At 62.8% G+C, this 13,214-nt stretch carries 12 protein-coding genes; 6 read left to right on the top strand and 6 right to left on the bottom strand.

Annotation, left to right across the window (positions count from 1 at the left end):
* Positions 1-566: 566 nt before the first annotated feature.
* The 3 genes from NUH86_RS24700 to NUH86_RS24690 form a co-directional block, all read right to left on the bottom strand.
* On the bottom strand, positions 567-701 hold the full coding sequence (locus NUH86_RS24700; RefSeq protein ID WP_267253254.1) for a hypothetical protein: 135 nt from the start codon (positions 699-701) through the stop codon (positions 567-569).
* A gap of 119 nt (positions 702-820) precedes the next feature.
* Positions 821-1,489: a hypothetical protein gene (locus tag NUH86_RS24695; RefSeq protein WP_267253253.1), complete on the bottom strand. Its 669-nt coding sequence runs from the start codon at positions 1,487-1,489 to the stop codon at positions 821-823.
* Between the two features lie 169 nt (positions 1,490-1,658).
* Positions 1,659-2,819: a tyrosine-type recombinase/integrase gene (locus NUH86_RS24690; RefSeq protein WP_267253320.1), complete on the bottom strand. Its 1,161-nt coding sequence runs from the start codon at positions 2,817-2,819 to the stop codon at positions 1,659-1,661.
* 183 nt (positions 2,820-3,002) lie between these two features.
* Here NUH86_RS24690 and NUH86_RS24685 point away from each other — a divergent pair, with 183 nt between their 5' ends.
* The 3 genes from NUH86_RS24685 to NUH86_RS24675 all read left to right on the top strand — a co-directional run bounded on the left by NUH86_RS24685 (position 3,003) and on the right by NUH86_RS24675 (position 5,413).
* Positions 3,003-4,223, top strand: coding sequence for a hypothetical protein (locus NUH86_RS24685; RefSeq protein WP_267253252.1), 1,221 nt, complete (start codon positions 3,003-3,005; stop codon positions 4,221-4,223).
* A gap of 93 nt (positions 4,224-4,316) precedes the next feature.
* Positions 4,317-4,730 (top strand): antitoxin Xre-like helix-turn-helix domain-containing protein, encoded by a 414-nt coding sequence (locus NUH86_RS24680; protein ID WP_267253251.1) that lies wholly within the window; start codon positions 4,317-4,319, stop codon positions 4,728-4,730.
* The gene (locus NUH86_RS24675) at positions 4,730-5,413 is read left to right on the top strand and encodes an RES family NAD+ phosphorylase (protein ID WP_267253250.1); all 684 of its coding nucleotides are present in this window, start codon (positions 4,730-4,732) and stop codon (positions 5,411-5,413) included. The genes NUH86_RS24680 and NUH86_RS24675 overlap by 1 nt, the downstream gene beginning before the upstream one ends.
* 28 nt (positions 5,414-5,441) lie before the next feature.
* Here NUH86_RS24675 and NUH86_RS24670 read toward each other — a convergent pair whose 3' ends face one another.
* The 3 genes from NUH86_RS24670 to NUH86_RS24660 form a co-directional block, all read right to left on the bottom strand.
* Positions 5,442-6,455: a ParB/RepB/Spo0J family partition protein gene (locus tag NUH86_RS24670; RefSeq protein ID WP_267253319.1), complete on the bottom strand. Its 1,014-nt coding sequence runs from the start codon at positions 6,453-6,455 to the stop codon at positions 5,442-5,444.
* Positions 6,456-6,503: 48 nt separating this feature from the next.
* A complete protein-coding gene (locus tag NUH86_RS24665; RefSeq protein ID WP_267253249.1) occupies positions 6,504-7,706 on the bottom strand; it encodes an AAA family ATPase in 1,203 nt (400 codons plus the stop codon).
* A 194-nt stretch (positions 7,707-7,900) separates the two neighbouring features.
* Complete coding sequence (locus NUH86_RS24660; RefSeq protein WP_267253318.1) at positions 7,901-8,989, bottom strand: replication initiation protein; 1,089 nt, start codon at positions 8,987-8,989, stop codon at positions 7,901-7,903.
* A gap of 676 nt (positions 8,990-9,665) precedes the next feature.
* On the opposite strand from NUH86_RS24660, the gene NUH86_RS24655 reads away from it, so the two are divergent.
* The 3 genes from NUH86_RS24655 (at position 9,666) to NUH86_RS24645 (ending at position 13,184) form a co-directional block, all read left to right on the top strand.
* Positions 9,666-9,992, top strand: a complete 327-nt coding sequence (locus NUH86_RS24655) for a single-stranded DNA-binding protein (RefSeq protein WP_267253248.1) — start codon at positions 9,666-9,668, stop codon at positions 9,990-9,992.
* A gap of 62 nt (positions 9,993-10,054) precedes the next feature.
* Complete coding sequence (locus NUH86_RS24650) at positions 10,055-10,945, top strand: toprim domain-containing protein (protein ID WP_267253247.1); 891 nt, start codon at positions 10,055-10,057, stop codon at positions 10,943-10,945.
* A gap of 229 nt (positions 10,946-11,174) precedes the next feature.
* Positions 11,175-13,184 (top strand): strawberry notch-like NTP hydrolase domain-containing protein, encoded by a 2,010-nt coding sequence (locus NUH86_RS24645; RefSeq protein WP_416365406.1) that lies wholly within the window; start codon positions 11,175-11,177, stop codon positions 13,182-13,184.
* Positions 13,185-13,214 lie beyond the last annotated feature (30 nt).

The following is a 13,214-nucleotide window of genomic DNA, read 5'->3' as shown; positions in this document are numbered from 1 at the left end:
CAGCCGGTACATTTGGCGACGTTATCGACGAGCGAGGGGGTATGCGCCGGCGGCTTGTCCTCAATCGCTAGCGAGATGGCGGTCAACGCCGCTGCGCCAGCCTGTGCGTCCGCGCTCTCAGGCCTACCATTTGCGCTTGGTCGCCCGAGCCATTGCGCGAATCGCTCCACGTGCCGTTGATATGCCAGTGTCGTCACGCAAATTATGGCTAGATTTATGACTCAATCCATAGATTTTGATATTTTTCTTTATATCCAATGAGTTTTAGCGGCCTCCCGCTCCGCCATTTCCTATTGAAATCGTAGGATAACCATAAATGGGCCGCAACCCGATCCGCAACCCGGTTTCTGCTGCAAACTATCGCGATCACGGTGAACGGTTCGCGACGGGCCGGCAGGGTCTGCGAGAGCGAGTGCGGTAAGACTGTCCAGCTCCGCGGAAATCTGGTGCCGCAGTCTAGCCAGTTGCGAACTTCCTTCACTACCCGTGAATTTCGATCACGATCGAGTTGATCTGCGAATACGGTTCACCGGCCAGTATGCGGAAGCTGATGCCGGGCTGCGATCTCAGCCCTTCGCGTCGGTATAGTCGTAATCGTCGCCGGACCATTCGGAGTCGAAGTCGACATGCCGGCCGTCGCCTTCGATCGAAAGACCGTTGAAGCGTTCGAGGCGGCAAGGACGGCATCGCGAATAGACCACCGCCCCGCCCCGGCTGATACCGTAGCTCAGCGAGTTGGTATCTGCGAGCAGGGCCGCATGCCCCGGGTGATTGGCAAGCGCCTGCTTGGCGCCAAGTTTTGCGGTCCATTTGGAGGGGATCAGTCGCGCATAGCCCGGATACTGGTCCTTCCAGACGAGCTTGCTGGTCCATGCGTCGGATTCGTCACCAACTGGGGCCCGGCCCGGTCGAACCAGAGATCCGCATCACCAGCAAAATGCGGCTGCCAGTGGACGGCCTCGGGCGGCGGCGGTGGTAGGGTGTCCAGAGCAAGCTTGAGGGCACCAGCGAGATCCTTCGCGAGCTTCTCACGCACCGTCCGGAGGGTCGCCGTGTCGGCGCCGACCAGCAAGTGGAAGCCCAGCGGCCCTCGTCTGCCCCGCATATCGAACGGCAGCTTGTCGAGGGTTGCCCCATCGAACGCCGTGTTCCAGATCTGCAGCACTCGATTTTCGCCTAAGGCGCGATGCGCGTAGCCGAGTTCGATTAAGACGTTGGAATTGGCGCACGCCTTTCCGTCCGCCGAGACCGCGATCGGCGTCACGTCTCCGACGAACACCGCGGCCTCGTCGATCTTTCGCAAAATGGTCGCGACGATATCGGGGGAGCCGGCGACACCTTGGGTGTCGGAGGTCAGGCTCGGCCGATCGGCCTCAGCGAGATCGGCCGAAATCATGCCGATCGCCTGGTCGAGCGCGGAGCGGATCACCTCGCGCGTGACGCGGCCGTCAAGATCGCTCTGCCATGACCAGAAAACCGTCTTTTCCACGCGTACTTGCCCCCTCGCCTGTCGGCGGTCTCTCTACGTCACTTTATAGAAGGGGGTGTTTGCGGGAGGGGGCGAAATCCTACGCTAAGCCAGGACGCCCTTGATTGGCGGTCTGTTTTTGAGCATTTTCCCGACGATTAATCGATAAAGGGGAAATCCTGCTATATTGTCATTCGATTTTGCGAGAGAGACGGCCAACAGCTCCCGCTTCGGCCGCTAGGTTGCGATTGTAGGAGAGCGGCATGCGCGGACTCTTCCAGCGCAGCGCGTCCATGATGCCGGCAATATCTTCGCCGACCGCGAACAGATCCTGATTAAGGCCGACGCGCGTGGAGTGTGCGCTGATCCCTTTGAGCAGTTGTGTCAGATCATCCTTGGTCAGGTCGGGCAGCGCATCGCGATCAAACGCCCGCTGGACGATCGCACGCCAGATCGGTCCGATCGAGCCTGGGTGGAGCGCCACAGCACCAACATCGTACTCGACACGTGCAGGCACAGCAGCACGCGGCAGCGTCTTTCGCAGATCCCACCGCTCGCGGCTCGAGATGCTATCGATCGACCGCCCCTTCACGGCCGGCCGAGCCTTGTACCGACGCACCTGCACACGGCGAAACAGCGGCCCCTCCCAAATGCCGGCCGCTTTAGCCCACGCAGCGATCGCCCGCACCGAGCGCGGCGAAAGGTAGGCCGTCGCCCCCTCCCCTTCCTGATCGCCCTTGGAACGATGAATGGCGAGCAGTCGTGCCTCTGGATCCAAGGCTTCGAGGATGTGCTCGACCCTAACCGTGACAAGCTCGGACGCTCGCAAGCCGGTGTCATAGGCGACTGACAGCAGAGCACGGTCGCGCAGCCCCGGCAAATCGTCGCCACAAGCCTCCAGAAGCGCCCTGACGTTGATCCCGCGGGGTTTGTCGCGCTCGACGTCCTTCACCGGCCCCTTGAACCGCAGCGGCCGCGCCTGCGCCTGCGCGGTTCCCTTCTCGCGGCGGATCGCGCGCAGCCGCAGCTTGACCAGTTCGGCTTGCGTCGGATCTTTCAGGTCGAGCAGCTGGTGGATCTTGGCGATCGACGCCTTGTAGCGTCCAAGCGAGGCAGGCTTGGACCCCTGCCCTGCCCGCGCATCGAGATAGTCGGCGACGATCTCCGGCGTTGCCGGCAGCGCGATCCTCTTCGTGCGCCGGCACCAGAGGTCGAATGCCTCGAGATCGGATTTCAGCGCGCGGATCGAATGCGGCGAACTGGCAGCCTGATAAGCCGCGATCAATTCCGCGTTGATGACGATGCGGTTCTCAGTGCGCATCTGGCTCGCGGTCCAGGCAAGCTCGGGCATCGCCGCTGGAGTTATCGGGACCGACACGGCGGCAGCGGCGTCGAAATCGCCTGTTTCAGGGCTTTCCTGACCGCCTGATGCGCTGGCCTCCATAGCGGCGGCTGTAGCGCACCTTATAAAGCGGCGTCAAACACTCTTATATGATAACTGAAATTATCACATGTTAACTTATAGACAATCATAGTGGTTGTGCACTGTTCTGCCTTTCACTACACAATCGATATGGAGCCGTTCCATCCCCGCGCCGCCGATGTGGACGTTCCGAGCGAGGAACTGGCGCTCCCGCAGGCTGAATGCGCGCTCGCGCTGGGCCGCCTCGATGGGCTGCTCGCCGGACTCGCGAACGACGAGAAGGCGCTATTCTGCATGGCCCTGTTACGCGCGGTTCTGCTCACGAGCCTAAAGCAGGCCGGGTTCATCGATACCGAATTGCGGTTCAATGCCTGGTTTGCCGGGCTTGATCGCGCGCCACAAGAGAGCGCCCTCACCGTCTGCTCCGCGACTGCGGTGATCCGCGCGCTGCTGGCCGAACTCGGCCATCACCCGTGGAAACCACTGGCGAGCGCTGCGCAGACAATCGCGGCCGCCGCCCGCTTCGGTGCCGATCGTCCCGCCCATGCTGAGGAAGGGCTGGCTGAGGAGACTGGCGCGCAAGAGGTCCTGGCGAAGGCGGCCGGTCTGGCGGAGCAGGCAGGCATCAACGACAATACCACCCTACCCTTCGCGGGTCTGGCCCGTCTCAACGCCCTGCTGCGTGCCGATCCGCTGTTCGCGCCGGTGGAACGCGCGGTGAAGAGCTTTTCGCTCGGGGATCGTGAGGTGGCGATCGAGCAGACCGCTCCGCGCACCCCGCTCTGGGCCGTCGACGCGGCACTGGGGCGCCTACTGAGCGCGAGCGGGACTTGGGCCCGCCCCCTCCCCTGCCCAGGCGCGGTGACGGCTGAGGCGCTTCAGCCGCAACTGTGGCCCGGCGAACGCGCACTGCTGACTGCCCGCAGCCTACATCTTAGCGTTACGCGGATTTGTGCGCTGGCCGACCAGGCGCGGAGGCGAGCGGCGCTGATGGGCGAGCAGCTGGGGCACCTGCGCTCGAGCGCGCGGGCACCGCAGGTATGGACCTTCCTCTCCGCGTTCGCGCCGCTCGGGCTCGACCAAATCGGCTCGGCTTTCAGGGTCAGTCGGCGCGGCACCTATGCGATCGGCGACGCCCTCGTGGCGGCAGGATTGGCGCGGCGGGAGACGGTCAAGGGCAAGGTTCTGCTGGTTGCCGACGAACCCCGAAGGGATCGGCTATCGCCGTCCCTGGACCAGGCTCCCGCCATCCCCCGTGCGGCAATGGTCGAATTTGATGCGGCGATGGCCGATATCGACCGGCTACTCAACGGCAGTTCTCACCAATGCTGACCAGTCACGCATCGTTGTTGCGTATGAAAACTGATCCATTCATTGACTCTAGTACAGATATTATACATATGAATAGGTAGAAGGAGATGGCCGATGGCCACAGCTGCCGATTCTGCCCGCCGGAAAGGACCTATTCGCGCCAAGGCGCCCAGCCGTAAGGATCTGACGGGTCCGGCGCTGCGCACATTCTTCCGCATCGCCGACGCATGGGGCCTCAAGGAAGCCGAGCAAATGAAGCTGCTCGGGCTCGACAACCGCTCGACCTTCCAAACCTGGAAGCGCGGCGCAGTTGCGGCCATTCCCAAGGACGCGCTCGAGCGGATTTCCTATGTCATGGGGATATACAAGGGCTTGAAAATCCTCCTGCCCCGCACGGCTGACGAATGGGTCCGTAAGCCCAACGAGGCACCGCTGTTCGCCGGCCGTCCGGCGATCGACCGGATGGCCTCGGGCAATGTCGCCGATCTCTACGTGGTGCGCCAATATATCGACGCGCAGCGCGGCTGATGGATGCCATTGCTAGGACTGAGTTGCGGTGGCAACCGTGCTACCGGATCGTCGCAAGCCGGTTTCCGCCCATATCGCTGTTTGAAGACGTCGCAGACCCGGCCGATCTAGAAGCGGTCTATGCGATAGAGGCGATGACCAACGACCGGCTCCGCGACGAAGTCGGCGACCTCGCACTCGTCCCGCCCGAGGACCGGGTCTCGGGACCCGGCACGTCGGCAATCATGGCGGCGTTCACCCACCTCAATCCCGATGGTAGCCGGTTCTGTGACGGTAGCTTCGGCACATTCTATGCAGCCAAGGCGATCGAGACGGCCGTCGCTGAGACGAGCCATCACCGAACCCGCTTCATGGCATATACCCATGAGCCAGCCCAGGAGCTCGATATGCGTGTCTACGCGGTCGACCTGGATGCGATGCTTCACGACATTCGCGGCCTACGCGATGAACGCCCTGCCCTTTACGCCGCGGACAGCTATGCCGCCGGACATGCGCTCGCCCGAGAGCTGCGTGAACAAGGTTCGGACGGCATTGCCTACGAAAGTGTGCGCCACGCCGGGGGCGAGTGCGCCGCAGTGTTCCGCCCTCGCCTGCTCGCCAACTGCCGGCAAGAGCGGCATCTGTGCTATGTTTGGGATGGCCAGGCGATCGTCACCGTTTACGAGAAGAAGGCGTTCAGCTGAACTGCGGCGAGCTAGTGTGCAAGATCGCCTACGCCCAATGCCGATCGAGTAGCGCTCTCAACGCGGTCTCTGCTTCAGCCCGCGTACCGCCAGCATGCGGGAGCAGCGTCAGCTTGAGACCCTTGCGATCCACCGCCTCCACCTTCAACAGGGGCTTGCCCCCGTCAGACACAATCGTTTCCGGCTTTCCTGACTTCTTGGGGGATCCTGACCTCTTGGGGGGATCAGCCGCCAAAGCGAGCGCGCGGATGACGTCAGGTACCGGCATCGGCACCGCGCGATCTGCCTGCGCCTCCGCGAGCCGCGTCGCCTCGGAAAACACGCGCTGCCGCCGGTCCTCCGGTTTCAAGAGAGGCTTAATCGCGGTGACATGCTTGATCCTCAGATCCTGCGGGACGGCGAAGGCCGCCATCAGTTCCGCCGGCAGCCGAGCAAGGTCGAGATAGCGGCTAAGCCAGCTTTCCGTGACATTGATTCGCTCGGCCATGACCTTCTGGCGCCCCTCATAATAGGCGTCGAGGGCGCGCAAATAGTCGCGCGCGCGTTCCAGGTCTGTAAGATCATCGCGCGCCCGGTTCTCAAGGTCAGCAAGCCGGAACGCCTCCTCGTCGGTCAAGCTACGGATATCGACGAGGAAGCGGAAATCCGGATAGTTATGGGCGCGAAGCCAACTGATCGTCCAATGCCTGCGGGCGCCGCAAATCACCTCGAAATCGAAAGCAAGATCGTCCTTCACCCGCCGAACGATGGCGGGCATTTCCTGCTTGCCCTGCGCCTTGATGCTCTCGATGAGATCAGCGCACCGCTCCTCGTTAAGCAGCGCATATTCGCGGTTATGCCCGACCCACATCCGGCAGCGTGCTGGATCGACAAGTTCATGGGTGCGTGCGACGACGCTGCCCGTAGCCAATTCGGCGAGCCGACTTTCTCGACCCGCCAGTACGCTTGCGCCAATGCCCGGGCGCCGAGCGGCCAAGGCTTGCGGCGCGGGGTCAATTCCAGCGACCAGATCAGCCGCGAAGTTGGCGTTTTTCTTGCTCATCATTCCGCCCTTCTACCGGAAATTGCACCGGTGCAATTTTTGCTCGCATCACGCGAGACCCTCCTTGCGAAGCCGCGCCAGATGGCTCGGCCACGTCGACCGGATGTCGACCTCGATTTCGCCATTCACTCCATCGAGATAGGCTAGGCAGCGGTTACGCACCGCCGAACTGGTGACAGGTCCGTCAAGCTCATAGACGGTCATCAACCGCGCCGTCGCATTGTCGATTTCCGCCGAATCCTTGAGCGGTGTGCGCACGATCGCGTGCCCGAAGAGGGTCCGCATCAGGTTCAGCAGTTCCTTTTGCATCGACTTGTTCTCGTCGACCTTGGAGGCCACGAAGCGCAGGAAACGCAGCGACGGCGCCAAGCCGCGATCGGCCAGCGTCTCGATGGTTTCGTCGAGCATGGCGAGAAAAGCCGCAGTGGAGGAGAAGTCCATCACCGTCGGCGGTACAGGCACGACTAGCGCATTGGCCGCACGCAGCACCGAAAGTGAGATCGCACCGAGCGCCGGAGGCGGGTCGAGAACGACGACATCAAACCGACCGGCAATGCTCGCTATGCCTTGCGCCATGCGGTCGATCAGGTTCCCCTGCCCGCGTGCCATACGCGCCGCGATTTCATATTCCGACTGGAACAACCGGAGATTGGCCGGGACAAGCTCGAGGCCGTCGAAGTGAGTCTTGCGCAGGGCGTAGTCGAGCGATTCCATGTCATCGTGGCGCAAGAAGGGATAGAGAGTATCCTCCTCGGTCAGGTCAAGGTCGGGAACATAGCCAAACAGGGTCGTTGCCGAGGCCTGACTGTCGCAATCTATGAGGGCCACCCGGTAGCCCTTGATCGCGAGATATTGGGCCAGATGCACCGACATGGTCGATTTCCCCACTCCGCCCTTGAAGTTCTGCACCGCAATGACGCAGCAGGGGTCGCTAGCAGCCCTCCAGGGCCGGGTACCGAACAATCCCCGCATGTCGTTGAGCTGCGCGAGCGTATAACCGACGCGCCGATTATTTTCGGTTCGCGGAGGCGGCGGCAAACGGCCGTCCTTCTCCGCCTCGCGAATCGCCGCCGCGGTTCGGCCGACCAGTTCAGCCGCTTTACCTATCGGGAAGGTGGGCTCGCGCCGTTCGTCGGCCCGGGCGCTGCGCGCAGAGTCGCGGAGCCGCTCGAGAACAGAGCTGGTCCGCTGTGCGAGCGTTGAAACGGACAGCAGATCCTGCGTGCCCTCAATATCGAGTGATGCAGCCAAGAAAGGCCCCCTTGCGAAACTGTAGGTGGCATAGCTCAATTTGCACTTTTACGTCAATGAAAGGCTCATTTTCGCAAGTGAGCAGGGCCAATCGACCGAATTGCCTCGAATTACGCCGCCAGCTTCTCGTGCACGCCCACAACCTGACCTCTTGGGGGCTATCCGCCCGGAAATTGCACCGGTGCAATTTCGCCTCAAGGGCGCCCGCGCCGCGCCAGGAAGCTCTCGCAAAAGCCGGTCCAGGAGGCGATCAGCTTGGCGCCCTTCAGCTTCGCGAGCCTCTCGCCCATCTGCGCGCGATAGGCGTCTGCAATCAGATCGATGTCCCAACCACCGCCGGCCGAACAGCCAATGGCCGCGAGCGTGTCCGAGCCAAAGCGGATCGTGCCGTTCGGAAAGGTGACCTCCCCTGCCCCAGTCTTGTCCTTTGACACCAAGGCCGCCACTGCTGCCTGCGTGACGGCCTCGACGGCCACAGTCTCGACCTCGTCGTCGCGCCTCGCCTTCCTCCCCGCAGAGTGCCGAGCGATTTCATCCACGGTTGCTATCTGCTCAGGGGCATCCTTTGGCTCAAATCGAAATTCGATCTCGGTGACGGTTCGGCCCTGGCGGATTTCCCGCCACTCCACACGGAAATGAGCGAGCTGGTCGATTTCGGCCTTCGCCTTGTCGAGAACCTTTCGGCGGAGCTGCGCGAAGTCCTTGTAAACGTCCGGCGCGATACCAAGCAGCGCACGCAGTGCCGTCATGTCGCCCTTCCAAAGCGACTGGCGTCGATGCAGCCGCAATGCTCCGATCTCGTATAGCTTGAGCGCATAGGTCGACCGAAAGCCGAGCACCGCCTGCCGGTTCAGGACCGCATAGGTCTCCGATTCCTGAATCAGTTTCCGAGCTTCGGGCGTGAACTCCCACTCGATCCACCCCGCCTCCGCGCCCTCCTCGTCCTCCACTTCTTCGCGCGACGACGAGATCAGAGAAAAACGCAGCGTCGCCTTCTTTCCGCGCCAAGACTTGTCATCGACCGCGAACAGCGTGCGATGCAGTTCTTCGAGCATGTCCGAGATGCGCTCATTGCCTTTATGCCCGCGGCGAATATCCGCCTTTCGCATCTTGTGCGGGCGGTCCTCCCAGGCATCGCCGCCCGCAGTCAAAATCATCAGCGCCAGAAGACGCGAAGCGGTAAGGCTGAGCGATTGGCCCTTGACGAATTTAACCTCGACGATGCTGCCAGGCTTGGCAAACTCGTCACCGCCCTTGGCCTGCAGGGCGGCAGCGACCCGCATCGCTCGCCCCGGCGACGCATCATCACCGGCGGGAGAGGGCGCTACATCGCGGTCTAGGGCTTGTTCGTCATCCATGCCATCAAGTCTGCGCCGATTCGTCCAGAGTAGACAAAAATTTGCCTGACCTGTCCTTTCGCGTCAAGTCAGGGCAGGATCGACGCAGTTCTCGCCCCCCAAGAGGTCAGGATGAAACTTCACCCCGAAGCAGCAGAACACAAGGAAGTGCGCCGAGTCGCGTTTCCAAGCGATCTGACCCATGCAAACGGCCACGCGGAGGCCGAAGAACGTCTCTGACGAGCAACATGACGAGCGAATCGCGCCCAAGAAAGGCGGGTCAGAGTTGGCCCCCATCCGGTCAGGATAGCCCCAACCGGTCAGGTTGCATCCCCCGACCGGTCAGGAACGAGCCCCCACGAGGGCAGGCAAAATCCCCCGTCCGGTCAGGATAGCCCTGCTCAAACCCGCAGAAATGCTGCTTTTCCGGCAACCCGAATCTGAATCCCTTAGAATCCGAAAAGCTTCCGCTGCGAGCAGCGGCGTTTTGATTCATTTATTTTGAGAAAGAGATTGGCGTGGCGCTTGAAGCAATCGTTCAATCCCCCTGCCTGGAGGGATACGCGAAGTTGGCTGTCCACGATAGGCTTCCTGACCAAAGGACGTCACGAATGGAGGGTGCATGATCAACTTCGCCAAGTTCGAGATCATCGGCCGGATCGGGGAAATCGATGCACGGCCGAAAGTCACCCTGCTGTCGGTTTGCGCGAATTACCGTCGCAAGGGTGACGATGACGAATGGCAGGAAGACAGTCATTGGAACCGCGTGAGCGTTTTCAGCGAGGGCCAACGAAAGCATATCGCTGACCGAGCCCAAGTCGGGGATCTGGTGCGCATTGCCGGGCGGCTCAAGGACAGCTCCTATGAACGCGACGGCGTGACCCATTACACAACCGATCGCATCGTTGAGGAATTCGGTATCCTTGCAGCCAAGAGCATGCCTGCCTGAATTGGCGGGGAGGGGAGGGCGCAACTGGCAGCGGCGCTCCACAACTTTGCGAGGTTTAGTCGATGCCCATAGCTGCTTCCCATCGCGCCAAAGCCATTGTCGAAGCTCTCGGCGGAACGTGGCGCGGGACGCGCGGCGAATGCCGTTGCCCGGCTCATGACGATCATGGCCCCAGCCTCTCAGTACGCCTGGGCGAGCGGGCGATCTTGTTCCACTGCTTTGCAGGCTGCGATACGCGCGACGTTCTGGCCGTTCTACGCCGGCGCAAACTTCACGATGCTGAGCTGCTCACCCTGCCGCGCCCGAAGGCGGCGGTCGACCATCGCGCGCTCGCGCTTCGGCTCTGGAAAGCAAGCCAGCCCATAGCCGGCTCCCCAGCGGCCGATTACCTTGCCGCGCGCGGTCTTGCGCCTCCCTATCCGCGTTGTCTGCGCTACAATCCCCGCACCATTGTCGGGGCAGGTGACCAGCGCCGGTTCATTCCGGCGATGATCGCCGCGGTTGAGAATGATCTGGGCGTCGTGGCCGTTCAGCGGACTTGCCTCGATCTTGCTGACATCCTGCACAAGCCCCTGCCAAAGCCGAAGATTGCCCTTGGCCTGCTTGGCAACGCGGCCATCCGTCTGGCGCCGGCCGGAGACGAACTTGGCCTTGCCGAGGGCATCGAGGACGCCCTTTCGGCAATGGCTTGGTTCGGAACGCCGACATGGGCGCTGGGCGGCGTCGAACGCCTTGGACTCGTCGCCATCCCCGAACGGGTCAAGCGTATCATCGTCTATGGTGACCGCGGTGTAGCCGCTGCCACCATGCTCAAAAAAGCTCGCCCGCATCTCACCGCCAATGGACGCGAACTGGTGCTTCGCCTCCCGGAACGGCAAGCGGACTGGAATGATGCCTGGCGTGTCCGCCTGGCCGCCGAGGCGGCCGGAGAGGGGAGGGGGCCTTCAGGCTGATGACCTGGCGCTGATGCCAGGTGTCAGACCTGGAGGATGCCCCATGGCCATACAACCCCTCACGCTCACGCTGTCGCTCGATGATCCCGCCCGGACCGCTGCTCAAGTCATAGCCGACCAGCTATCCGAAGGCCGTCCGGTTCCACGTAACGACCTTCTAGCTGGGATGACGTCCGCCTTCGGTGGTTCGAGCGCCGATGGCTTATGGTCATTGCGCGACGCCTATGATGTGCTGGAACTCGCGCAGATCCTCCATCTGAAGAACACAACGCTCCCGGCAGATACAAATACGCAGCTCGCCCAGCTGATCGCCATGACAGCGGCGCTTCCCACGCACAGCGTGCGTAGCGAAACGCAGGTCGCGTTCCAGCAATTCTCGACGCCGGCATCGATCGGCTTCCTTGCCGCCAAGGCCGCCGCGATCACGGCACGCGATATCGTGCTCGAGCCCTCGGCCGGGACCGGGCTCTTGGCCGTACATGCTCATCTTGCCGGTGCTCGCCTTCTCCTCAATGAGATCGATGCCTGGCGCGCGCGTTTGCTGCGTCATGCCCTTCCCGAGGGCATATTGAGCACGCATGACGGCGAATTGATCGACGATATGCTCGATCCGCAACTGGTGCCGAGCGTTGTGCTCATCAACCCGCCCTTCTCGCGAAGCCAGGGACGGGGGCGCGACCGCCACGCTGCCCTTCGCCACCTGCGCTCCGCGCTCTTGCGTCTCGCACCAGGTGGGCGCTGCGCCGTCATTCTTCCCGACCGGGTCGAGTCAGGTGACGCGGATTGGCTGCACGCCACCGTGGGTGCGCAGCTCCGGCTGCATCTCGATCTGCCGCCCAATGCCTATGCCAAGCACGGCACCGGGCAGGCGGTTCAGCTCATTCTCCTCGAAAAGGGCGGGGCAGGGGGCTCGGTTCCGCGCCAGACCTGCACGACGCTCGGCGCTGCACTCGCGGCCATCGATGCGATGCCAACTCCATGCGCGCCGCAGCCGCAGCCAATCTCCCGCTCCAGCGGATTGTTCCGGGGCCTCGCGCCGCGGACCCGCCCCGTCAGCTCGCGTGAGGCCGTCAGCCTGCCCACGACCCGCGCGGTCGCCTATCATCGTCTCGATGCGCCCGCGCCTGCGGGTGAACCGCAAGGAATCTATCTGCCTTATCGGCCGAGCCGTCTGCTGATTGCCGATGCTCGTGACCACCCAAGCGCGCTGGTCGAATCGCAGGCAATGGGATCCATCGCCGCACCGCCGGTCGCATATGAACCTGTGCTGCCGGCAAGGATCTTGGACGACGGCTTGCTCTCGGACGCGCAGCTCGAGACGTTGATCTACGCCGGCGCGGCGTTCGAGCGCAATCTTCCCGGCCGGTTCGTCACCAGCGACGAGGATCTTTCGCTGTCGCCGGGAGAGGCCGGCAACGCCTATCGCACCGGCTTTTTCCTTGGCGATGGCACGGGCGCCGGCAAGGGACGGCAGGTGGCAGGCGTCATCCTCGACCAGTGGTTGCGCGGCAACCGTCGCCATCTCTGGATATCTAAGAGCGAGACGTTGATCGAAGACGCCCGGCGCGACTGGTCGGCGCTTGGCGGCTTGCCGCTCGACATCCAGCATCTCAACCAGTGGAAGCTCGGCACCCCGGTCGCGCTGGGCGATGGGATCCTCTTCCTGACCTATGCCACCTTGCGCTCCAACCGCGGCGACAAGGGCACGCGGCTGCGTCAGCTGATCGAATGGATGGGCGAGGATTTCAGCGGCGTCATCGTCTTTGACGAGGCGCACGAGATGGCCGGAGTGGCTGGCGGCGAGGGCCGGTTCGGCGCCACGAAAGGATCCGAACAGGGCATCGCTGGCGTGCGCCTCCAAAACCTCGCTCCGCGCGCCCGGATTCTCTATGCCTCGGCGACGGGCGCCTCGGACGTCAACAATCTTGCCTATGCGACACGCCTCGGCCTGTGGGGACCGCACACGGCCTTCGCCGATCGGCGAGCCTTCGTGGAATCCCTGCGCCGCTGCGGCATCGCGGCCATGGAACTGATCGCGCGCGACCTCAAGGCGCAGGGGCTCTATGTCGCGCGAGCGCTCAGCTTCGCCGGCGTTGAATATGACATTCTCGAGCATCGGCTCAGCGAGGAGCAGATCGCCATCTACGATGCCTATGCCGATGCCTGGGGCATCTTATGCGCAGCTCGCCATAAAACCGCTTATCGCGAGGAAGCGGTAATGCGGAGGAACGCGGCGTAGTCCTGCAAAGCTGCGGAACATTTCGCCACG

The sequence above is a fragment of the Sphingobium sp. JS3065 genome (genome assembly GCF_026427355.1).
Lineage (GTDB): Bacteria > Pseudomonadota > Alphaproteobacteria > Sphingomonadales > Sphingomonadaceae > Sphingobium.
This window is presented reverse-complemented; position numbering and strand designations above follow the sequence as displayed.

Excerpts from the sequence above, each read along its gene's own strand:
- NUH86_RS24680 (WP_267253251.1), top strand. The coding sequence starts at position 4,317 with ATGGCCACAGCTGCCGATTCTGCCCGCCGGAAAGGACCTATTCGCGCC.
- NUH86_RS24675 (WP_267253250.1), top strand. The coding sequence starts at position 4,730 with ATGGATGCCATTGCTAGGACTGAGTTGCGGTGGCAACCGTGCTACCGG.
- NUH86_RS24690 (WP_267253320.1), bottom strand. The coding sequence starts at position 2,819 with ATGCCCGAGCTTGCCTGGACCGCGAGCCAGATGCGCACTGAGAACCGC.
- NUH86_RS24650 (WP_267253247.1), top strand. The coding sequence starts at position 10,055 with ATGCCCATAGCTGCTTCCCATCGCGCCAAAGCCATTGTCGAAGCTCTC.
- NUH86_RS24655 (WP_267253248.1), top strand. The coding sequence starts at position 9,666 with ATGATCAACTTCGCCAAGTTCGAGATCATCGGCCGGATCGGGGAAATC.
- NUH86_RS24660 (WP_267253318.1), bottom strand. The coding sequence starts at position 8,989 with ATGCGGGTCGCTGCCGCCCTGCAGGCCAAGGGCGGTGACGAGTTTGCC.
- NUH86_RS24670 (WP_267253319.1), bottom strand. The coding sequence starts at position 6,455 with ATGAGCAAGAAAAACGCCAACTTCGCGGCTGATCTGGTCGCTGGAATT.